This is a genomic window from Polynucleobacter sp. MWH-Adler-W8, assembly GCF_001889925.1.
In the GTDB taxonomy this organism is placed as follows: domain Bacteria; phylum Pseudomonadota; class Gammaproteobacteria; order Burkholderiales; family Burkholderiaceae; genus Polynucleobacter.
The window spans coordinates 381,378-403,053 of sequence record NZ_LZFI01000002.1 but is presented as its reverse complement, the minus strand read 5'-3'; the positions used below and the strand labels follow the sequence as shown (position 1 = coordinate 403,053).

Annotated in this window: 25 protein-coding genes; 14 read left to right on the top strand and 11 right to left on the bottom strand. The window is 44.7% G+C overall.

From position 1 onward, the window contains the following. Positions 1–269 precede the first annotated feature (269 nt). The 6 genes from AOC28_RS02860 (at position 270) to AOC28_RS02835 (ending at position 6,266) form a co-directional block, all read left to right on the top strand. Complete coding sequence (locus AOC28_RS02860; RefSeq protein ID WP_143143860.1) at positions 270–2,102, top strand: hypothetical protein; 1,833 nt, start codon at positions 270–272, stop codon at positions 2,100–2,102. A gap of 24 nt (positions 2,103–2,126) precedes the next feature. After that, positions 2,127–3,548 (top strand): mechanosensitive ion channel family protein, encoded by a 1,422-nt coding sequence (locus AOC28_RS02855; protein ID WP_072582452.1) that lies wholly within the window; start codon positions 2,127–2,129, stop codon positions 3,546–3,548. 343 nt (positions 3,549–3,891) lie between these two features. After that, positions 3,892–4,293, top strand: a complete 402-nt coding sequence (locus AOC28_RS02850; RefSeq protein WP_072582451.1) for a hypothetical protein — start codon at positions 3,892–3,894, stop codon at positions 4,291–4,293. A gap of 72 nt (positions 4,294–4,365) precedes the next feature. Then, complete coding sequence (locus tag AOC28_RS02845) at positions 4,366–5,049, top strand: DUF3313 domain-containing protein (protein WP_072582450.1); 684 nt, start codon at positions 4,366–4,368, stop codon at positions 5,047–5,049. A gap of 9 nt (positions 5,050–5,058) precedes the next feature. Further along, positions 5,059–5,322: an EF-hand domain-containing protein gene (locus AOC28_RS02840; RefSeq protein ID WP_072582449.1), complete on the top strand. Its 264-nt coding sequence runs from the start codon at positions 5,059–5,061 to the stop codon at positions 5,320–5,322. A 50-nt stretch (positions 5,323–5,372) separates the two neighbouring features. After that, a complete protein-coding gene (locus AOC28_RS02835) occupies positions 5,373–6,266 on the top strand; it encodes an alpha/beta hydrolase (protein WP_072582448.1) in 894 nt (297 codons plus the stop codon). Positions 6,267–6,333: 67 nt separating this feature from the next. Here the strand turns inward: AOC28_RS02835 and AOC28_RS02830 are convergent, their stop codons facing one another. The 4 genes from AOC28_RS02830 to wrbA form a co-directional block, all read right to left on the bottom strand. Next, positions 6,334–6,519 carry a hypothetical protein gene (locus tag AOC28_RS02830; protein ID WP_072582447.1) on the bottom strand — a complete coding sequence of 62 codons (186 nt, stop codon included), beginning with the start codon at positions 6,517–6,519 and terminating at the stop codon, positions 6,334–6,336. A 90-nt stretch (positions 6,520–6,609) separates the two neighbouring features. Continuing rightward, positions 6,610–8,025, bottom strand: coding sequence for an FAD-binding oxidoreductase (locus AOC28_RS02825; RefSeq protein WP_072582446.1), 1,416 nt, complete (start codon positions 8,023–8,025; stop codon positions 6,610–6,612). Positions 8,026–8,027: 2 nt separating this feature from the next. Further along, the gene (locus AOC28_RS02820) at positions 8,028–8,411 is read right to left on the bottom strand and encodes a DUF2069 domain-containing protein (RefSeq protein WP_072582445.1); all 384 of its coding nucleotides are present in this window, start codon (positions 8,409–8,411) and stop codon (positions 8,028–8,030) included. A gap of 17 nt (positions 8,412–8,428) precedes the next feature. Continuing rightward, positions 8,429–9,037, bottom strand: a complete 609-nt coding sequence (gene wrbA, locus AOC28_RS02815; protein ID WP_072582444.1) for an NAD(P)H:quinone oxidoreductase — start codon at positions 9,035–9,037, stop codon at positions 8,429–8,431. Positions 9,038–9,059: 22 nt separating this feature from the next. Between wrbA and AOC28_RS02810 the strand changes: the two genes are divergently transcribed. The 4 genes from AOC28_RS02810 (at position 9,060) to AOC28_RS02795 (ending at position 12,767) form a co-directional block, all read left to right on the top strand. Then, positions 9,060–9,908: a YhjD/YihY/BrkB family envelope integrity protein gene (locus AOC28_RS02810; protein ID WP_072582443.1), complete on the top strand. Its 849-nt coding sequence runs from the start codon at positions 9,060–9,062 to the stop codon at positions 9,906–9,908. A 78-nt stretch (positions 9,909–9,986) separates the two neighbouring features. Continuing rightward, positions 9,987–10,442 (top strand): CBS domain-containing protein, encoded by a 456-nt coding sequence (locus AOC28_RS02805; protein ID WP_072582442.1) that lies wholly within the window; start codon positions 9,987–9,989, stop codon positions 10,440–10,442. Between the two features lie 43 nt (positions 10,443–10,485). Beyond that, on the top strand, positions 10,486–11,598 hold the full coding sequence (aroC, locus tag AOC28_RS02800) for a chorismate synthase (protein ID WP_072582441.1): 1,113 nt from the start codon (positions 10,486–10,488) through the stop codon (positions 11,596–11,598). 11 nt (positions 11,599–11,609) lie between these two features. Continuing rightward, positions 11,610–12,767 (top strand): MFS transporter, encoded by a 1,158-nt coding sequence (locus AOC28_RS02795; protein WP_072582440.1) that lies wholly within the window; start codon positions 11,610–11,612, stop codon positions 12,765–12,767. Positions 12,768–12,781: 14 nt separating this feature from the next. On the opposite strand, the gene AOC28_RS02790 is transcribed toward AOC28_RS02795, so the two are convergent. The 5 genes from AOC28_RS02790 to AOC28_RS02770 are packed head-to-tail and all read right to left on the bottom strand — an operon-like array spanning position 12,782 to position 16,393. After that, a complete protein-coding gene (locus AOC28_RS02790; RefSeq protein WP_072582439.1) occupies positions 12,782–13,576 on the bottom strand; it encodes a peptidylprolyl isomerase in 795 nt (264 codons plus the stop codon). Between the two features lie 47 nt (positions 13,577–13,623). After that, complete coding sequence (locus AOC28_RS02785) at positions 13,624–13,908, bottom strand: BolA family protein (protein WP_072582438.1); 285 nt, start codon at positions 13,906–13,908, stop codon at positions 13,624–13,626. Further along, entirely contained in the window at positions 13,905–14,453 is a 549-nt protein-coding gene (locus AOC28_RS02780; protein WP_072582437.1) for a septation protein A, read from the bottom strand. The genes AOC28_RS02785 and AOC28_RS02780 overlap by 4 nt, the downstream gene beginning before the upstream one ends. A gap of 24 nt (positions 14,454–14,477) precedes the next feature. Beyond that, entirely contained in the window at positions 14,478–14,891 is a 414-nt protein-coding gene (msrB, locus tag AOC28_RS02775) for a peptide-methionine (R)-S-oxide reductase MsrB (protein ID WP_072582436.1), read from the bottom strand. 35 nt (positions 14,892–14,926) lie between these two features. Continuing rightward, positions 14,927–16,393, bottom strand: a complete 1,467-nt coding sequence (locus AOC28_RS02770; RefSeq protein WP_072582435.1) for a protein adenylyltransferase SelO — start codon at positions 16,391–16,393, stop codon at positions 14,927–14,929. Between the two features lie 54 nt (positions 16,394–16,447). Between AOC28_RS02770 and AOC28_RS02765 the strand changes: the two genes are divergently transcribed. Beyond that, positions 16,448–16,930, top strand: coding sequence for a PaaI family thioesterase (locus tag AOC28_RS02765; protein WP_083564206.1), 483 nt, complete (start codon positions 16,448–16,450; stop codon positions 16,928–16,930). A 2-nt stretch (positions 16,931–16,932) separates the two neighbouring features. Here AOC28_RS02765 and AOC28_RS02760 read toward each other — a convergent pair whose 3' ends face one another. Further along, on the bottom strand, positions 16,933–17,790 hold the full coding sequence (locus AOC28_RS02760; RefSeq protein ID WP_072582433.1) for an NRDE family protein: 858 nt from the start codon (positions 17,788–17,790) through the stop codon (positions 16,933–16,935). A gap of 8 nt (positions 17,791–17,798) precedes the next feature. After that, positions 17,799–18,635, bottom strand: coding sequence for a folate-binding protein (locus tag AOC28_RS02755; protein ID WP_237767718.1), 837 nt, complete (start codon positions 18,633–18,635; stop codon positions 17,799–17,801). 191 nt (positions 18,636–18,826) lie between these two features. On the opposite strand from AOC28_RS02755, the gene mltG reads away from it, so the two are divergent. Genes mltG through AOC28_RS02740 form a run of 3 tightly spaced genes read left to right on the top strand, consistent with a single transcriptional unit; the run spans position 18,827 to position 21,673 of the window. Next, on the top strand, positions 18,827–19,900 hold the full coding sequence (gene mltG, locus AOC28_RS02750) for an endolytic transglycosylase MltG (protein ID WP_083564204.1): 1,074 nt from the start codon (positions 18,827–18,829) through the stop codon (positions 19,898–19,900). Between the two features lie 12 nt (positions 19,901–19,912). Then, positions 19,913–20,551 (top strand): dTMP kinase, encoded by a 639-nt coding sequence (tmk, locus tag AOC28_RS02745; protein WP_072582432.1) that lies wholly within the window; start codon positions 19,913–19,915, stop codon positions 20,549–20,551. Beyond that, positions 20,552–21,673 carry a DNA polymerase III subunit delta' gene (locus AOC28_RS02740; RefSeq protein ID WP_202816812.1) on the top strand — a complete coding sequence of 374 codons (1,122 nt, stop codon included), beginning with the start codon at positions 20,552–20,554 and terminating at the stop codon, positions 21,671–21,673. The last annotated feature ends 3 nt before the right edge of the window (positions 21,674–21,676 follow it).

Below are 21,676 nucleotides of genomic sequence, written 5' to 3'. Positions count from 1 at the left end.
CAAAGATCTCTGTGCCTACAGGGCACCAAAAGCCATCACCTTAAACGCATTGTTTTTAGTATTGTTTAACCACATTTTTCCAGCTTCTAAGGCGTAGGTCGCACGTTCGAATCGTGCTGGGCAGGCCAAACTACCCATTTCCCCCTTCAGACTACCCCGTATTGGTGAATAGGGAGGATGGCAATTTACCACTTTTGCCTCATAATCAAGCGCAATCAATTGATTGCGCGATTTAGGAATATTGAGTTCATTTACCAATGGGAGCCGGAATGGCTGAAAAGAATCAAGAAACTTCGACTGATAAAGCTGCCACTATTGGTATGGTGCAGACACCCCAGACGAAACAAAAACTCAGTGTAGGTTTGGTGATCAGCTTGGTCTTAGGCTCCGCTCTCATTTCTATTTTTTATGCAACCTCGACATATAAAACACAGACAGAGCATGTAGTCGAATTGGCAGATGGCCGCTCTAAACAATTTGAGGTCGTATTCACAGAACTTAAGCAAGCCAGGTTTCGGGCGATGGGTATTGGTGCAGACACTTTATTGCGAAGCAGGGTCACTATAGATCCTTTTATTAAGCGAGATAGAGCAGCTTTAGCAGCGCAGATAGATCCATTCTTTGCCTTCCTAAAAGAGAAGCATGAAGTCAATCAACTGAACTTTTGGATACCACCAGCTACGATGTTTTATAGAGCAGGTGCACCAGAGCTAGGACAGTTTGATGGCTCTAAATTCCGCGCATCCGTTGTGGCTGCAAATGCCAGACAAGAGCGCATCATGGCAGTAGAAACTGGGCAGGGCGGTGTGATTGGTATTCGTGGCATTGTGCCCGTCATCTGGGATGATAAGTTCTACGGGCTTGTGGAGTTTGTGAGCGATTTTTCACTCCCACTCAACAGCGCATCAGTAGAGTCCCACTTCCAATGGGCAACTAGCATTACAAAAGAACGCTTTGCTCAAGTAGAGCGCGCTCGAAATGAAAAAGAAGATGCCGAAAAGGGCGAAGATATTTACATCAATTATTCTGATCCTGCGACACGTGACATTATTAAAGCAATTGATTTTGATCCGAGAAGTAATGAGCATAAGATCGTCGACAATAATGGCCAGAAAATTTTTGTCAAAGCATTTCCGATATATAACTTTGTAGGCAAGCCTACCATCACCATTGCGATGGTAGATGATTTGACCGATCAATTTAATGCTGCTTTTAAATCTGCAGTCATTAAAGGTGGCATTTTATTTTTGTTACTGGCTGCAGCATTGGTTGCTGCCTATTCAAAATTAGATAACTTGCGTACCGGTATGTTGGGTTCAATTGGCGCCGAAAGAAGAGCGCTTAAGGATCGCTTGGCACGGGGTGATGCTGCCATTGAGAAGCTCAAAGATCTGGAAACTCTTAAACGACGCTATTTCTCTAATTTGATGGCGGCTATTAATAGCCCCTTGCTAGCTGTCTCAGGTCAAATCTCCGGAATCAAGCACGCGCTAGAGGCAGGTAGTGCCTCAAATAAAGGTGATATCGACAATAGGGTTGACTTTTCGATTCAAGAAATTGATAGCCTTCGGCATCTTGTGGCCGACTATGAGCAGATCGAGTTATTTCGTCAAACCTTAGTTAGAGCGGAAGCTAAACCACTTTCCGTTCCAGCCGTGCTAGTAGATGTCTTGAAGAGCCTAGACCTTTCGAGACGCGTGCCAAACTTGCAAGTTAATATTGATGTCCCAGATGAGATGCCATCTACCTATGGGGATAGCCGATTACTTGCTGGCGCCATATCTAGATTAATCACGCACACAACGCATGCATCCGGTTCTGGGCTACTCAATATCTCTTTGCGCTCAAATGGAGAGGATTCATTGATTCTGAACTTTTCAGGATCAGCTTATGCAGGATCCTTGGCGCCAACTGCCGCTTTGCTGGATGAGGCTCGTCAATTTATGGCTGAGCTATCTACTGGATTCATCTCTGATGGAAAACGTGAAAAGTTGATTGGCATTATTTTGGCTAAGGCTGTGATTGAGCATTTTGGAGGCACCTTAGAGGCTGGTTCAGCTGATGCCCCTGGTTTCCTAGTTCGTTTTCCAACGGCAGCCTAAGATTCAATAACAGGAATTCTTTCAATGAAAAAAGGTTATCGATTCTTAGCTGTCCTAACAATTGCATTGGGCTTTTTAAGTCTGATGCGAGATAGTTTTATTGGGCCTATAGCGCTAGTTACCGGATTTCCGGATGAAATGGTGTGGCAATGGGTAGTAGGCGCTTTTAGTGCTTCGCTTACATTCTTAGCCGCACGCATCTTTAATCAAGAATTTATTCACGGATACATCGAGCGCGCTTGGAACGTCAAGGTACCTAACTTAATCGGTGATATTTGCTCTGGCATTGTCATCTTTATTGGCGGCTGCCTCATTCTGTCATTGGTTTTTAAGCAAAATATTTCAGCTCTGATTGTGACTGGTGCAGGATCTGCAGCAATTCTCGGTTTTGCCTTAAAAGACTTTGCTGTTGCTTTAGCTACCGGCATCATGCTGAACTTTGAGGATACCTTCAAGGTTGGCGACAAGGTCAAGATCGGTGAGTATGTTGGTAGAGTCCATCAGATTACTTGGCGTAATACGGTCTTATTGACAGATTCACTTGAGGCAATCTATATCCCAAACGTCAAAATTTCAGATGCAGTGGTTATTAATTTAGATTTACCCAATGCTAATACCAAGCAGAGCCTTACATTTAATATTGATTACGATGTTTCGGTTGAAAGTGCTGAGCGTATTTTATATGCAGCTACCCTTGGCGCTATTGGAGTGAAATTTGTTTCTCCTCCATACGTTTATGCCCGGGAATTAACCGATTCAGGCGTTAAGTATGAAATTCAATATGTCATCACAGACTATCGCGATCGAAAACCTGCGGAGCATGCCATTATTAAGAGCGTTTTAGAGAGCATGCGAGTAGCAAATATCACTATCTCTTCTGGTGTAGACGTTGAGGATAGGATCAAAATTGCCAATCGTTCTTTAGATCTGTATCACCTAGTCCAGCAGGTTAGGTTGTTTCATCAATGCTCTAAAGAGGTATGGGTCAGCATCAGTAATGAGTTGGTTCCTCGCCGCTTTAAACCTGGGGATATCATTGTTCACGCTGGACAGCGTAATGATGCCATCTTTATTATTGCTGAAGGTATGGCATCACGCATGATGATTAATGCAAACGATTCATTAGTAAAGCAACGCTTTATTGCTACAGAGTTTTTTGGGCGACAGGCTTTATTTGCACTCATGCCACATATTGCAACGGTTACTGCTGAAGCAGATGCGCTAATTTATGAGCTGAGTAAAGAATCGCTGCAAAAATTACTCGGGCTATACCCTGAATTAATCGAGATATTTGCTTCGACCTTGGCTGAGTTAAATCTTGAGGAAGAGCGTGTCGTATCTGTTGATGGAGCTCTTAAGCCCGGAGAAATTAGCCATGTCAAAAATATCTATATTGGCCAGCTAGAGGCAAATTACGGTAGAGAAACTCACACAAGCAGCATTTAATAGTTAAAGAAATTCTGATGCGCTTCATATTGCATCTGCATCCCAAGTTTGTCGGTTTACCCAATAAATTAGACATAGAACCAACCAATCGCCTGCAGATGCCACGCACCATATAGCCAGTTCCACTTGATTCCAGTGATCTCGGTGCGTACGCCACACCTGATCTAGCAAGGCTTAAGTCATTGTTTCTGCTATTGTTTTAGCTCATTTTTAAAGCTTCTAAGGCGTAGGTCGCACGTTCGAATCGTGCTGGGCAGGCCAAATATCCTCCGTTCGTACTATATCTTCCAGAGCTGTAATCTTTTATGGTTATCTTTTTATTTGGTTGTCTTAGAATGCTTTGATGAAAATCCATTTAATCAAGATTAGTACATGCCTAATTGGCTCGGCCTTAATTCTTTGCTCTTGCTCTACTGCGAAGTTAGAGGCACGTCTTGAGGCCAATCCGCAATGCAAAGATGTTGTAAACCCCAAAACAGGTGCTTTAATGCCTTGCCCTGGTTCAGATAAGGCGTTTTATAGAGAGGTCGGTTTAGCTCCAGCAAAGCCGGCTCCGACAGTGAGCAATCCAATCGCTTCGTCGCCAACGGCAGCAACTACAGCAACTTCAGTGCAAGCACCATTAAATAATGTTCAAACGTCTGCACCGACGGTACTACCTCAGTCGACTCCAGCTCAAGTTGCATGTAAACCCCAGATACATAAAAAGACAGGTGGCACCTTGCCATGTCCAGCCTCGGACTAAATTGATATGGGTATGATCATCTTTATTAATAACGGTCTTACAAATTAACTTAACCCATCACTCGGAATCGCCATGAATAAAATGAAAGTACTGTTAGCATCCTTTGCTACAGCAATGACTTTGGCTGCATGTAGCAATGCACCTAAATTGGCAACAGAATCCATGCCTAGATCGGGCTTCTTGCCTGATTACAATCTTTTAGTTCCAATGGCTAGCAGCGATAAAGATACTCGTATTTGGAGATACCGTATTTCAGGTGTGAACCCTGGTTCATACACCGCAGTAATCTTGGACCCGATTTACCTGAATCAAAATGCCACTATGTCAGTCAGCATCGATGACATTAATAAGGCAAAAGCTGCACTCCAAGCATCTATGGTTGAGGCTGTTAATTCTCGCGGCACCATCAAGATAGTTAATAAACCAGGACCTGGTGTTGCACGCATCTCTGTTGGCATCACTGGTGCCGAAAGTTCAGCAGATAGCTTGCAACCCTGGAATTTCACTCCAATTGGTTTGGCAATGAATGCAGCTGCTTATGCTGGCGGTGTAAATTCCAAAACCCCAGCGTTGTTAGTCGAGAGCAAAATTACGGATAGTCAATCAAAACAATTATTAGGAGAAGGTTTGATCACTATACAAGGTGAATCCTTTAGAACTAACGCTGGATCTGCAGATTCATTTGTCGCAATGGCAAAGAAAGTGGTCCGCTCTGCATTAGAAACATCCGCCAACCCAGTGCCAACTGGTCAATAAGTCTCCATCATGAAAGCACTCATTAAAAAAATAATCGTCATTACCTTGTCATCTTTGGTAGCAATCCCATTATTAGCCTTGGCTGATGATGCATCTCGCGATAAAGAAATTGCTCAGCGATTTGCTAAATGCGATGTCAATCATGATGGCAAGTTAACTCGAGAAGAGGCTAATGGTTGCATGCCTCGTATTTATGAACACTTTAGTTACATCGACTCTACTAATAAGGGCTATGTGACCGTCGCTGAAATTCAGGCGATGGCTAATCGTTAATTTTTAAAATGCAAGGGCCTCTTAGGAGGCTCTTTTTTATTGGGTGAATGATGTCCGTATCTTTTCCTGGTTTTGAAGCTAAAACATTTCACGCTGACTCTGAAGATGGCTCTATTGAGATCTCATATCTCATCGGTGGCAGCGGTCCTCCATTGTTGTTGCTTCATGGCTTCCCACAAACAAAGGCAATCTGGAGTCAAGTGGCGCCGGAATTAGCCAAAAGCTTTACGGTAGTTGCTGCAGATTTAAGGGGTTACGGTGCGTCATCAAAGCCTCATGGCAAAAGTGATCACTCAACGTATTCAAAAAGATCTATGGCCGCAGATCAACATGCATTGATGAAAAGTTTAGGTTTTAATCAATTTTTCTTGCTTGGACATGACAGAGGTGGAAGGGTTTCTCATCGCCTGGCAATGGACTTTCCTGAGAGTGTTTTGCGTTTAATGGTTCTGGACATCTCTCCAACATTAACCATGTATGAGAAGACCACTATGGAATTTGCTAAGGGATATTGGCATTGGTTCTTCCTGATACAGCCGGAGCCAGTTCCAGAAACCTTAATTGGCGCTAATCCTGAGTTTTGGTTAAAAAACCATATGGGTCGCCATGCGGGAACAGGGATATTTTCCCCAGATCGATGGGCGGAATATTTGGCTGGGGCTAGTCATCCAGAAAGCATGCATGCGATGTGTGAAGATTACCGAGCTGCCGCTACGATCGACCTTATTCACGATCGCTCGGATCGTGCTGCAGGCAAGATGCTGAAGATGCCACTGAGGGTGTTGTGGGGTGAACATGGTTTAGTAAACCAGTGCTTTAAACCCATAGAGGACTGGAGGGTTGTGGCCAAGGATGTTGCTGGAAAGGCTGTTCCCAGTGGTCACTACATACCAGAAGAGATTCCTGACATTTTGCTGGCAGAGGCCAGGGAATTCTTTGGCTAAAAGCTCAATAAGTAAGCTTCAAAACAAAAAACCCTAAATAAATCATATATTTAGGGTTTTTTAACAATCACTCAGGGTGAAAGTTATTGCTTGCCATGAAGCTAATAGTGCGTTCGAAGCCAAGAATACGGATATAACGCCAAGCAATATCGCGGTATTTACTGTCCAGGTAGCCTATAGCTACTTCAGGCGTCCTTGTGGACAAGTCGATCTCTTGAATTGCACGGGCCCAACGTTTGAGTCTTGTTGACATATTTGTCACCTCCATGGCTATACAACGCATAGAAAAGCGGTCGAGATGACACGAATTACAAAATATTTATCAAAAAAACAGCTGTTTTTCTTAAATGGAGACAACTTTATGGGGATTAAGAATATTTTGGGGGTCTAAAGCTCTTTTGAGGGTCTTCATGAGCTCGTGGGCCACTTCACCCTTATGAGCCCTTAAGCCATCCAATTTAAGCTGTCCTACACCGTGTTCTGCAGAAATGGAGCCATTACAGCGCTCGACCTGGGCATATACGAGCTCATGAATGGGTTTTTCATTGATTTCGTTGAAAATCTTAGGGTCTGTGCCTAAGGGTGGGGCAATGTTGTAGTGCAAGTTTCCATCCCCTAAATGGCCAAAATTGATGATTCTGACACCCGGAAACTTTGTCCTCATCAAGGCATCGGTTTCTTTGATAAAGCAATCAAGTGATGAAAGGGGGATGGTGATGTCATGTTTGAGGTTTGCGCCTTCTTCGGCTTGCGCTAGCGTAATGTGTTCCCGCATATGCCAAAAAGCATTGGCTTGACTTAAGTTACTAGCAATAACGGCGTCGATGATAAGGCCAGATTCGAAGGCTTCCTCCAAAATGGTTTCAAGAAGTTGTCTGACATGGTCCTCGCTCTCATGATCTGATAATTCAATCAGCACGGTAAATGGTGGCTTACCTTGCAGTGGATTTGTCATTTGAGGAAAGTGCTTCTCATTTAACTCCAAAGACTCCTGCGTCATCATTTCAAAACCGGTGAGCAATGAGGTTGCCCGTTTCTGAAAAAGATTTAAAAGTGCAATTGAAAAGGCGATGGTTTCACATGCGACAAGGGTGGTCCATTGAGAGATCGGTAGTGGGTATAGCTTCATGACTGCAGCAGTAATGATTCCCAAAGTACCTTCAGATCCAATAAACAAGTCACGCAAATCGTAACCCGTATTGTCCTTGCGCAAACCTTTAACGCCATTCCAAATCTCACCTTTAGCAGTAACAACTTCAAGGCCTAGACATAGATCACGTGCATTTCCGTAGCGAAGCACATTGGTTCCACCGGCATTGGTTGCTAAGTTGCCGCCGATCATGCAACTACCTTCAGCACCCAGACTTAAGGGGAATAAAAATCCCTGTACAGCAGCTTTTTCTTGCACGGCTTGCAAAATGCATCCCGCCTCAAGTGTGATGGTTTGATTGGCACTATCGATCTCACGAATCTGATTCATGCGCTTGAGATTGAGGATGACTTGCTTACCGCTGTTATCGGGCGTAGCGCCGCCACAAAAGCCGGTATGACCGCCTTGAGGGACTATAGCAACCTGGCTTGCGGCGCAGAGTTTGACGATATTTGCTACTTCAGCAGCATTACCAGGCAAAAGAACTGCCAGTGCTTTTCCCGTAAAGCGTTTACGCCAATCAGTTAAGTAGGGCGCTTTATCCTCATCTTGAGTCAGAATATATTTTGTCTCAAGGACTGTGGATAGCTGATTGATGAAGTTTTGCATTCTTACTCCGCAGCAGCCTTCTTGAGAGCCTTAGCTTCTTTTTTGATGGGCTTTAGATGCATGAGTAAACAAACAAAGCCGATTGTTGAGAGAATAGTTTCTAGCAACGCAAGCCAAAAGTTGGTCCCTGTTTCAACAATGCGAACTAAGCCTTCGGTTGTATATAGCAATATCAACATTGAGGCCCACTGCATTGTGTAAACCCTTCCTTTCCATATCCCAGGAATAGCGAATAGCAAAGGGATGCCTTTCAGGATTAACCAAGATCCACCAGGTCGAAGAGGGGAGATGAGCCACTCCCAACAGACACACAAAATAAATAAATCAATAAAAGCGGCTGTTGCTATAAGTTGGTATGGATTTTTGTCGAGAATCTTTTTTATCATGATGACTGCCGAATGGATTACCTTTTATTTTGAAAAAGCATTAAGGCAGTTTCGGCTAGGCGTTTGCCTTGCGCCTTTGCTAGACGCTGCTCTTCAGGGCTAATAGGTGCACGTCCATCGGCGTGAGCGAGATGAGTCACTCCATAAGGACTACCGCCTGTATTGGAAGACATTAGGTCAGGCTCGCTGTAAGGAATGCCCATCAGCATCATGCCGTGATGCAACAGTGGAATCATCATGGTTAGCAGGGTGCTTTCTTGACCGCCATGCATGCTACCGGTACTCGTAAAGACGCAGGCGGGCTTACCAATTAAAGCGCCATTCAACCACTCGGAAGAACTACCGTCCCAAAAGTATTTCATCGGCGCTGCCATATTGCCAAAACGAGTAGGAGACCCCAAAGCTAGACCAATGCAATCCTTTAGGTCTGAATATTCAACGTAAGGCGCTCCATCCTGGGGTATAGCTGCCTCAGTAGCTTCACAAACCGCAGATATGGGGGGCACGGTTCTCAAGCGGGCATTTGCCCCTGATACGCTCTCAATACCCTCAGCAATCAGGCGCGCCAGATCCTTGGTTGCACCATAACGGGAGTAGTACAAAACTAAAATATCGTGTTGGCTCATATTGATCTCTTATGATACGGCGATGCGCCTTATTCGTAACCCCCAATTATGGCTCTCTCTGGCCAAAGAGATCTGGGAGCGTAATCGCGGTCAAAATTTGAAGCAAATTGCAGCTAGCCTGGCATTTACAACGACCCTGTCGATGGTGCCGATGGTGACAATCGCCACCATGTTGATTGGTCACCTCCCAAGCGTCATCCAAGTTAAGAATACCTTTAGATCCTGGCTTTTGGATACTTATATGCCGGGCGGTATTAATCAACAGGTATTCATTTATCTAGAGCAATTCTCATCCCAAGCAAAAGGCTTAACCTATGCGGGCTTGGCCGGACTGATCATCACGACAATCATGACTTTAGCGGTGATTGAGGGCGCCTTTAACCAAATATTCAAGGTCACTGCAAGACGCCCTTTGTATAAAAAAATTGTGATCTATAGTGCAGCTACTATCCTGGGTCCAATCCTGCTTGGCGTTGGAATTTACTTGAGTGGCGTTTTATTTAGTGCTTCAGAGGGCTGGATCGGCTCGGTATCATTTGGCTTTCAATTGGTGGCTGCGATTGCCCCAATCTTTTTGGCGATTCTGGTCTATGCAGTGGTCTACAAAATTCTTCCTTACGCCAAGATTTTGTGGCGAGACGCCTTTGCAGGAGCTTTTGTAGCAGCACTTGCCTTTGAGCTAATGAAGTTTGGTTTTGCAATTTTCTTGGGAAATACAGCCTTTTATAAGACCGTATATGGCGCTTTTGCGATCTTGCCCCTGGGTTTAACGTGGATCTATATGACCTGGTGGATTACCTTAACTGGCGCTGTACTGGTGGCCAATTTGCCGGATATACGAAGCGGTGTCATTAGGGTTATTCGTTACTAAAAGTATCGCCTAAGCTCTTGATTCGCAGAGGTCTTGAGTCTATATTGGATCTATAAATACATTGTTTTCGGAGACCAAATGAAAGTTCGTGACATATTACGCGTCAAGGGAAGCACCCTTTTTACAGTAGCCCCCGATACAGCGCTGCAAACTGCAGTGCTAGTAATGAGTGAGCACGACATTGGTTCATTAGTGGTGATGGAGTATGACAAACTGGTTGGTATTCTGACCTTCCGTGAAGTCATTGCCGCTTTAGCTAAGCATCACGGCAAGCTTGAAGGTCTTCAAGTGAATACTGTGATGAATCAAACACCTTTGACCTGCAATATGGAAACCGAGATTGATGAGGTTCGGCGCATGATGCTGGTGGACCATGCGCGCTATTTGCCAGTAGTCGATCAAAAGATGTTGATGGGCGTTATCTCTTTCTACGACGTAGCAAAATCGGTAGTGGAAGCCCAGGACTTCGAAAATACGATGCTTAAGGCCTATATTCGCGATTGGCCAGAAGATACTGAAAAAGCAGCTTCCTAAGTCGTTCTAGCCATCATTTTCCGACAAATGACATAATGTCGATATGTCAGGAAATACTTTAGGCCTCCTTTTTACTGTTACCACTTTTGGTGAATCCCACGGTCCCGCAATCGGGGCGGTGGTTGATGGTTGCCCACCAGGCATGAATCTTTCCGAAGCTGATATTCAGCTAGATTTAGATCGTCGCAAACCAGGCACATCCCGTCACGTGACGCAGCGCAAAGAAGAGGACAAAGTTGAGATCCTTTCTGGCGTTTTTGAAGGCAAGACAACAGGTACGCCTATTGCGCTATTAATCCGCAATACAGATCAACGCAGCCAGGATTATGGTGACATCTTGCAGACCTTTAGACCTGGTCACGCAGATTATGCGTATCAAAATAAATATGGTATTCGTGACCCACGTGGTGGCGGTCGCTCATCGGCTCGCTTAACAGCGCCGGTTGTTGCTGCAGCTGCGATTGCCAAAAAATGGTTGCATGAGAAATATGGTACTGAGTTTTATGGCTATATGAGTCAATTAGGTGAACTTGAAATTCCATTTAAAGATATCACTCAGATTGATCGGAATCCATTTTTTGCCGCAAATGCAGAAATCATCCCTCAGCTTGAAGGCTATATGGATGACTTGCGTAAAGTAGGGGACTCTTGTGGCGCACGTATCGAGGTACGAGCTCGTAATGTTCCTGCGGGTCTGGGTGAGCCTTTGTTCGATAAATTGGATGCCGATATTGCGCATGCCATGATGGGTATCAATGCAGTGAAAGGTGTTGAGATTGGTGCCGGTTTCAAGTCAGTGTCTCAACGTGGCAGCGAGCATGGAGATGAGCTTCATCCCGATGGCTTTGCAACGAATAATTCTGGCGGTACCCTGGGCGGCATTAGTAGCGGACAAGATCTCCGTGTTTCTATAGCAATCAAACCAACTTCTAGCATCATGAGCCCAAAGCAATCCATTGATTTAGATGGAAAGCCCATAACAGTCCAAACCAAAGGTAGACATGATCCTTGCGTTGGCATTCGTGCAACACCAATTGCTGAAGCAATGTTGGCGCTTGTTTTAATGGATCACGCTCTACGTCATCGCGCCCAATGCGCTGATGTTCCGGATGCCGCGTCTATTCCAGCCTCTCAACCAGGCGCATTCCGCGATTAATGGGCTCATAGATGACGCCTTCGCTACGCTGGGCCTTCGGGTCCTTTTTCTTTTTATATTTTGCATATGTTGGACTGGTCTCTCCATATGCCAGCCTGTTCTTTTTAGATCGGGGCTTTAGCGTGATAGAAATTGCAGCATTGATGTCTATGTTGCAGATCACCCGCATTGTTGGCCCATTCTCTTGGGGTTGGTTATCAGACTACCTTTCTAATAGGATTAGCATTATTCGATTCTGCGCATGTCTTGCGGCGGTTGTTTTCTTATGCATTTATTTCTTGCATAGCTACATCGGGTTTTTTATTTGGATGTTTGTGTTGCACACCATTTTGAGTAGTTTGATGCCACTTGGTGAGTCAGCCACTATTCATGCTCTATATAAAGATAATTCCTTCGATAAGCGTTACGGACGCTTGCGTCTGTGGGGATCTATCGGCTTTATTGCCATGGTTCTTGCCGCAGGAGAGCTATTCCAGCGCAAGAGCATTGGGCTTTATCCCATTGTGGGCACCGTTTTTTTACTAGCCTTAGCTCTTATTACCTTTTGTTTGCACGAGCCCAAGATGGAGCGTCGCAAAATGGTTAAAGGGGAGTTATTGGTTGTGCTTTTTAATCCAGATGTTCGGTGGTTTTTAGTATCTGGATTTTTTATGATCTTTGCCCACGCTGCTTTATATGTTTTTTACTCTCTTTATCTCTCTAACCTTGGCTACAACAAATTTCAGATTGGTCTGTTTTGGGCTCTAGGTGTTTTTGCCGAAGTCATTTTCTTTTACTTTCAAAGTAAGGTATTGAGCAGGTTAGATGCCGAGGTGATATTGCAGGCTGCCTTTGGAATTGGGGTTGTCAGATTTGCCTTAATAGCTTTCCTGCCAATCACTTCCGTTTTGATAGTGGCGCAATTAATGCATGCTGGCACTTTTGCCGCTCACCATAGTGCCGCTACAAAACTTTTGCAACGTTGGTTCACAGGCCCGGTACAGGCTAGAGGTCAAGCTTTGATGGCCACCATCTCATACGGCCTTGGTGGAACGCTTGGAGGCTTATGTGCTGGCTGGATATGGGAAGCATCTCAACCAAGAGATGTATTCGTAATGTCCGCATTTGCTTGCGGACTGGCGGGTATGGCGATCCAAAAACTCAGACCGCGACGTTACTCCGCCAGATAGAGCTACTTAGCTTTTTATTGAATTTTTGCTTTAGCGCGTAGTTTTTGCATCATTTCTGAGAACTTCGCCTTTTGCCAATTCTTATCAGACATGATCATCTGCTTCAACTGAGCCTTCATTTCTTCAAAGCTTGGGGCTTGAATATCACGAGAGTCAATTACCTTAATGACGTGCCAACCAAACTGTGATTTCACAGGCTTGTCAGTAATTTGCCCATTTTTGAGTTGAACCATTGCTTTAGAAAACTCTGGCACTAATGCTTTATCGCTAACCCAGCCTAGATCGCCGCCATTTTTAGCGGAGCCAGTGTCGAGCGACTTTGCCTTAGCGATTTCTTCGAAATTAGCGCCTCCCTTAAGCTGCGCAGTAATTGCCTTGGCATCCGCTTCTTTTTCTACCAAGATATGTTCTACGTGATATTCCTTGCCACTGTATTGAGCCTTTGCAGAGTCATAAGCAGCTTTCAGATCAGCTTCTGCAACACCTTCTTTTTCAACATAATCCTCAAATACGGCACCCACCAAAACTCCCATACGCGCTTGTTCTAATTGCTCGCGTACCATTTCATTCTGAATGACGCCGCGCTTGTCAGCTTCCTGCAATACCAATTCACGGGTTACCAACATCTCACGAGCTTGATCGCGTACCTGCGGGTTATCGGGCTGTCCTGAACGTTGAACTAGCTTATCTAATTGCGCTTTAGGAATCGCTTTGCCGTTCACGATGACGGCATTTTGTGCGATTGCATTTGCAGATAAAAGAGCGGCTCCAAGAAGGCTGATTGAGAGTATTTGACGTTTATTGATCATGTTTTTGATAATTAAATTAAAGGAAATAGAGCCATTCTAAAGTAGCCCTAGACAGCAACTTCGTCTGGAGCTAGGGCGGCAATGGTTAGAGCATGAATTTCCTTGGGAATATGGCGATTCAAGGCAGCATAAACAGCCCTATGACGAGCCACTAGGTTCAAACCCTTAAACTCTGGGGCGATGATCTCAAGTCGAAAGTGGCCGCCGCCACTAGCCGCGCCTGCATGACCAGCATGAACATGACTTTCATCTTCAATCTTTAAGGCTTGCACCTGAAAAGCTTTGCGTAGATCCTCATCGAAAGCGGCAATCCGTTGTTGATTGATGCTCATTCGCTTGGATGCTCCATATGCTTAGAGAGCCAAACTCCTTGAAGAATCACAAAAAACAATAGGAGACCAGTACTTCCAAACAACTTAAAGTTAACCCATGTTTCTTCTGAATAATCAAAAGCAACATACAGATTAAGTGCGCCCATGAAGAAAAAGAAAAGGGCCCAGGCAATATTCAGACTATGCCAAACCGAATGAGCGGATTCAGCTTTGAGCGTGACCTGTTTTCCCATTAACACCTGTATCCAGTTCTTTTGAAAAAACTGAGCGCTGATAAATAGAGCGCCTGAGAAGAGCCAGTAAAGAGCTGTCGGCTTTAATTGAATAAATGTTTTGTCATGCAAGAAGATTGTTAGGCTCCCAAACACAACAATCATGACAAGACTTATCCATTGCATGGCATCGATCTTGCGATGGCGGTAATAGACCCAAAGAATCTGTCCGATAGTGGCCACCATGGCTACGATGGTTGCTGTGTATATATCACCCAGCTTAAACGCGACAAAGAAGAGAATAATGGGGAATAGGTCGAATAAAAATTTCATAAAGTGATTATCCAGCTATTTAATTTATTCATCTGTTTTTGTAGGTATAGCATTAGTGCCTGGCTCAAAACTCAAGGATGCAGAGTTGATGCAGTATCGTAAACCGGTTGGCATAGGGCCATCCTCAAATACATGACCTAAATGGGCATCGCAATTTGCGCAACGGACTTCGGTGCGAATCATGCCATGAGTAGTATCTCGAATTTCCTTAATAGAGGATGCAACTTCTGGCGCGTTGTAGCTTGGCCACCCGCAACCAGCATCGAACTTGGTCTCCGATAAAAAGAGTGGTGTACCACAGCAAACACACTGATAGCGTCCCTTGTCCCAATGATCCCAGTATTTGCCGGTAAAAGGCCGCTCGGTTGCTGCTTCTCGAGTGACTCGGTACTCCATATCACTTAATGATTGCTTATATTCTTGATCAGTTTTTTTCATGTTGACTCCAATAATATGATTTTCTTATAGAGCGTCTATGATGAGCAGCTTACTTCGACCATATCCATATCTGGTGGTGGGGCTAGCGAGTAAGAGGTAAATTCTGGCTGGTCATCAAAGGGGCTACTTAAAACCTTAAGAAGCTTTGATACCTCAGAAAAGTCTTTTTTTTGCGCCTGCTCAATGGCAAACTGGGCTAGATGATTTCGTAGGATGTATTTTGGGTTTACTCGATTCATTACTAGGTGTCGCTCTGAATCATTGCTAGATTCACTCTGTAAGCGAGCTAAATAATCAACGAACCAAAGATCAATTGCATCACGGTCAATAAAATCATCTCTTAAGGAAATCTGCGAAATAGAAAGGTTTGAGCTAACCTTTCCAAGGTTGCGAAAGAAGTTCGTGAAATCCACCTTCGAATCATGCATTGCCTGCAATAACCGTTCAATCAGGGCAACGTCCCCATCTTGCTCCGTACTAAATCCTAATTTATTACGAAACAATGCTTGCCAATTTTTCGCATAAATAACCGGAAACCCTTCAAGGGCAGCACGTAATTGCTCTTGCGCTTCTTTTTCGCTATGGCGGAGCTCGAGCAGTGGAATCATAGAGCTAGCCAAGCACGCCATATTCCAATGCATGATTTGTGGTTGACGATGGTAGGCATAACGACCACCTTGATCGCTATGGTTGCAAATATGATCGATCTGAAACTGGTCTAAAAATCCAAAAGGGCCATAGTCAATAGTCAATCCAAGTACGCTGATATTGTCGCTATTGAGAACCCCATGACAAAAGCCCACAGCCTGCCATTGAGCGACTAATTTGGCATTGCGCGCACTAATTCTTTTGAATAGATCTAAATAGGGCTCGTTAGCCTGTAGGGATTCTGGGTAATGTATTTCTATGAGGTAATCTGCAAGCTCTTTTAACCTTGCATGGTTTTGTAGTGAAGCGTAATGCTCAAAGTGACCAACTCGAATAAAGCTTGGTGCTAAGCGAGCACAAACGGCTGCAGTCTCTAAAGTTTCCCTTCTGACAGGCATGTCTGAGCCAACAATTGATAGCGCCCTTGTAGTTGGAATTCCCAAAGCATGCATTGACTCGCTGCATAAGAATTCCCTAATAGATGAACGCAATACAGCACGACCATCACCCATGCGGGAGAATCGCGTCATCCCAGCCCCTTTGAGCTGTAATTCTTGTCCAGCAATATCACCTAACAATATTGCCCGTCCATCACCTAGTTGACCAGCCCACACACCAAATTGATGTCCGCTATAGGCTGTTGCTATAGGATTTGGAAATTGATGGTTGGTTGTGTTTAAACCGTTCCCAGACAATACCTCTAGCCATGTTTTATCTACGGGCAGATTATTTTCGCCCAGGTCGATACCCACCAAATTGGCGGATGAGGGTGAAAATGCGACCCAGTAGGGATTGGGTATCGGGGTGGGGAGGGTTGCTTGGCAGGCATCATCGCCGCCTAAAGTAAAGGCCATAGAGGTATTCTAGGTGGAATTACTAAATCACGTGCATGGCTCTAAAATTAATCTATGAACAAACAAGTCCAAATGAATCCACAGACCCAGTTAGCTAATTTAGGCGAGGAATTGAATGTGCCTTTTTTAAAGCTTTTGGGTGTTCGTTGTTTAAGCGCTGAAATGGGCAAGGGGGAGATTTTGCTGGCTCTCAAACCTGAGCACAACAACACTTGGGAAGTAGCGCATGGAGGTGTTTTGTTGACGCTGATGGATGTGGCTATGGCTGTTGCAGCACGTTCCGGCGATCCAGGTGATCGCAGTGTGGTGACCATTGAAATGAAGAATAATTTCATGCAAGCTGCAACCGGTGTGCTGAGAGTGAAGGCCGATACGGTTCGCAGAACAGCAACAATGGCTTTTTGTGAAGCCAAGCTTTATAACGATCAAGGTGAAATTTGCTGCATGTCTACCGGCACCTTCAAGTACCTGAAGCGCTTAGCAACTCGCAATGCGGATGGTGACCGAGTTATAAACGATGATGGTCGCTCTGAATAATGCTACACGGATAAATTTGAATCTGATGCAGAGCTAAGGACACCTGTAACAACGTCATGGCCTACAGTTCCTGAAGCATCAAAGCGACGCTCCACCATCTCAAACTGGCCGTCTTTCCGCACCCGTAAAACTGTACTTGAGCGCGTCCCATAAGCGGGGGTTTTAATAAATGCGGGGGAAAGTGCCTTCTCCCATTCACGACTAACCCCCGTGTTAGGAAGCTCGTTATCACTGGCGTGATGGGTGTCCGCTAGTAGCTTTAAATACGGATCTGCATTTTTAAGTTGTCCTTGATCCATAGCCAAAGCCTGAGCAAATGCGGCTACACGATGATTTACTTTTGGCCACGGGGTATCAAGCATGGCATTGGACAAACCATAAACTCCTGGCTCTAACGTCTGTTGTGGAAAAACTTTGCGTGGGCGAATACTTTGCCCCATCATCATGCGGTTGCTTACCCAATGCATTTCGGCATTGGCTGGATCACTTAAATCCGCCATCAAAAGATTAAAACCGTTGTATTGCTGAAAACGTTTTGCATTGCCTTGGATAAATTCAGAGGGGCGTTCATTGCCGGTGAGATACATCAAAGACAGTTCACCACGCGTTCTAGAATCGGGATTTTTTTCGCTAGGCGCCCGAACATTCGTTAAGGCTGCAAATTTTCCGGTCTTGGTAAACCCAAGCCAGGTACCAGGACTACCCAATACATCAGCGCGATCTCTACCTGCTAAAACATGGGGATGTTCAGACCACCATGAAACGCCATCGGTATTGCGCTCATAAAACTCATCACGGTTCGCTGCTACCACCAGTGAATATTCTGGGTGAGAATTCCAAGCGAAGAGAATAAGGCACATAAGGGTTATTAAATTTCGAGCAAAGGGTAGGGCAATAAATCTATTTTTAACACAGGTCCTTCAGCGCTACCAAGATGAATTTCCCCATTTTCAAGCGCCTCTAACTTGTACTCGATCTGAAGGTCAATGCGCTCCTTATCCTCTGGAGAATACGCAGATAAAACTACCATTCCTGCTGGCTGGGAGGGGTCATTGGAGTGGAAAAGTTCAACGCCCGGCATTGCCAAATTGTCATCTGAACTACTTTTATCCATGTGGGCAATTTGTAGTCGACGCTTGATGGCGCCGCGATATTGACTGCGAGCAACGATTTCTTGGCCTGGATAACACCCTTTTTTAAAATCAACTCCGGCCACAGATTCAAAATTAATCATTTGGGGCACAAATTGCTCCTGTGTTGCTTGAACAATTCTAGGGATGGCACTTAAGACCTCAAGCTCATTCCATGCTTGAAGCATTTCATTGGAGTCGCGTGCAATTGATTGCTTATCAACGGGCATTGCAAACAAAAGACGTGCAACAGATTGATTGTTTGCCAAAACATTGGGCATACGTAAAGCTATAGCGCTAGGATCAAGCTTAAATTCGACAATCTGCTCCTCAGAACCATGCAGTCCAGAAATAATCCAATCCTCGGATACATCGGTAACTTTGACCTTTGAGCGCAGTACAAACATGGATAAACGTTTTGCTGTACTTGCGGCAATATCTTTTGAAATAAATAAAGCAAACCGGTCTTCGGCGTTCTCGCCTGATGGAAACAAACCAAGCCATGCGCTTGCAAGTAACCTTCCTTTAGGGCTGCAATAACCTACTAAGCGGACACCCGAAAAATTTTGGGCCATTTGACCTGGAAGGGTACGGTTAAGCCCCAACACTGAATTTGTTAATTGATTTTGTAAAAAACTTGCAGCATCTGAGCCCTCAACGAGGATGAACCCCCACTGCGGCAAATTGCAGGGTAGGGTAGTGGGGTTATTTAGCCAGTTTTGCTCAATTTTGGGGGTATTTATCATGACCCTTTTATCATAGCCTGATGAGCAGAAAAATTCAGAGCAGATCTCTATTTATTAAGAAAAAGTCAAAAGATCGAGGTCTCAAGCATTGGTTTGCCCTTCTGTCAATCTTCCTAGGTCTCATTTATGTCGGTATTTTTTTACTGCCAGTGGTGCCCAACACTCCCAATGTCGATAGCGCACCTGTTTATAAAGTGAAGATTAATCCGAATTCCAGCCTTTCTAGCATTGCCGATCAGTTGGGTGAACAAGGCTTATCGATCAATAAATTCACTATCCAGGTAGGAGCTAGAAGTCTTTTTGTAGGATCAAAACTAAAGCCAGGCACTTATATGCTCCCAGTGGGAGGAAGTCTCGGTAAAGTGTTGCTGCAAATAGCACGCGGTGACCGGGTGAGGGAAAGTATTGCGATTATTCCGGGTATGACTATTTGGCAACTGCGGAGCATCATCGATATGCACGCAGCTCTAATTCACCAAACTAAGGGAATGAGCAATAAGGACTTGTTGCAATCCCTCAATCTTAGCTATCCCAGCGACGAAGGACTTTTTCTTCCTGATACCTATATATTTGACCCAGATGAACCGGATTTAAATATTTATCGCAGAGCCGCACAAGCCATGCAAAAGCAGCTAAACCAGGCTTGGGAGCAAAAGGAGCCTGGGCTTCCCTTAAAAACACCCTATGAACTCTTAATTCTGTCTTCTATCATCGAAAAAGAAACTGGCCGCTCCAGCGATCGGGATAAGATTTCGGCTGTATTTATAAATCGTCTCAATAAAGGAATGCCTCTCCAAACGGATCCCGCGGTTATCTACGGAATAGGCCCTAAATTTGATGGAAATTTGCGGAAAGCGGATTTACGCAAAGACACTGCCTACAATACCTATATGCATAAAGGTTTACCTCCTAGCCCCATCGCAATGCCTAGTAAAGAGTCTATTTTGGCAGCTGCGCATCCTGCTAAAAGTGAGGCCTTATTTTTCGTGGCAAAGGGCGATGGCAGTAGTCACTTTTCTCAAAGCTTAAAAGAGCATGAGTCAGCAGTAGACCGGTATCAACGCAAAATTGCGCCTGGGAAGGGCGCCAACTAAATTCATTTAACTATGACATCAGCACAAAACGGATATTTCATTAGTTTCGAAGGTATTGACGGCGCAGGAAAGAGTACGCACGTTGACGCCTTTAGAAGTTTGATGCAAGAGCGCTACCCAAATAAAGAGGTGGTGATGACACGTGAACCTGGTGGAACTAGTTTGGGTGAGCAATTGCGCAATCTACTTTTAGATGCTCCCATGAATTTGGAGACTGAGGCCTTATTAATGTTTGCTGCACGTCGCGAACATATTGCACAGCTCATTGAACCAGCGCTGTCGGCAGGAAAGATTGTTATTTCAGATCGCTTTACAGATGCTAGCTTCGCCTACCAAGGTGGTGGTCGCGGCTTGAGCTTGTCAAAGTTAAATGAATTAGAGCGTTGGGTTCAGGGTCGCCCCGATGGTTCACTTTTGCAACCCAACTTAACAATCCTTTTTGACTTACCTGGAGAGGTTGCAGAGGCCCGTCGCTCCAAGGTTCGTGCCCCAGATAAATTTGAAAAGATGGATCTAGATTTTTTTGAAAGAGTTCGTCAGGAATACTTGAGAAGAGCCAAGGATGATTTATCACGCTTTCATATAGTTGATGCTACGAAAACCCCTGAAGCTATTTGGGATGGTCTGAAGCTTATTCAGATTGCGATTTAAGTGAAGCAAGATAATCTGATGGCGCCTTGGCTTAAGCCTTTATGGGAAAGTTTGGATTTTGCCAACTTCCCCAATGCGATTTTGTTGCACGGCCAGTCAGGCATCGGTAAGTTTTCGTTTTCTGTTGAACTTGCTAAGGCACTTCTTTGCGAGAATTCAAATGCAGCAATAAAACCCTGCAATCAATGCGAAGCCTGCCACTGGTTTGATACGGGCAACCATCCGGACTTTATTGCTTTAGTTCCTGAAACGCATCGAAAGCTCCTACCTCACGCTGATTATGAAGGTGACGACGCACCTAAAAGAGGTAAAGCGGCACGTGATGATGACAGTGATTCAAGCGAAAAAAAGGAGAAGAAAAATATCTCCATTGAAGAAACCCGTCATGCCATAGAAAATCTTTCCATTGGCTCACATCGCGGTGGCAATCGTGTGATATTGATTTATCCCTTAGAAATGTTGCGCACGGACTCCGCTAACACTTTATTAAAATCTCTAGAAGAACCTCCAGCCAACACCATCTTTATATTGTTAGCCGATCGTGTTGATCGCGTCTTACCTACAATTAGATCTCGCTGCCGACATCTGACTGCACCACGCCCTGATCGTGAGCAAGGATTGGCTTGGCTAAAAACACAACTGAATACTATTGACGGCCTAAAAGTAAATGATGGGGATGTCGAAACCATTTACGATGAGCAGGGCGGGGCGCCATTCTCAGTGTTGAGCTCTTTGATCGCAAGGCGCAATAAAGATGAGAAGGATGAGCTTACGATATCAATTCAGGCATCACGCTACTTATTGCAATCGATGGCTCAGGGTGCGGGAATGAATTGGCTAGATGCGGCTGAGAAGACATACAAGGCTCAATATGGCTTTCTTTTGGCAAGCATGCAACGCTGGGTTTCAGATTTGCAGTCAGTTGCCCAAGGTGGTGCACCACGGTATTACCCAAAGCACATATCAACGCTTCGGGGTCTTTCAAAAGCAGCGAACGTTCAAAGAATGCTGCATCTATGGAAGTCTCTGGTACAGGCTCGTCGCCATGAAAATCATCCTCTAGCCAACCGCATCCAGTTAGAGGCATTACTTTCCCAGTACCAACAGATTTTTGGCTCATAGAAT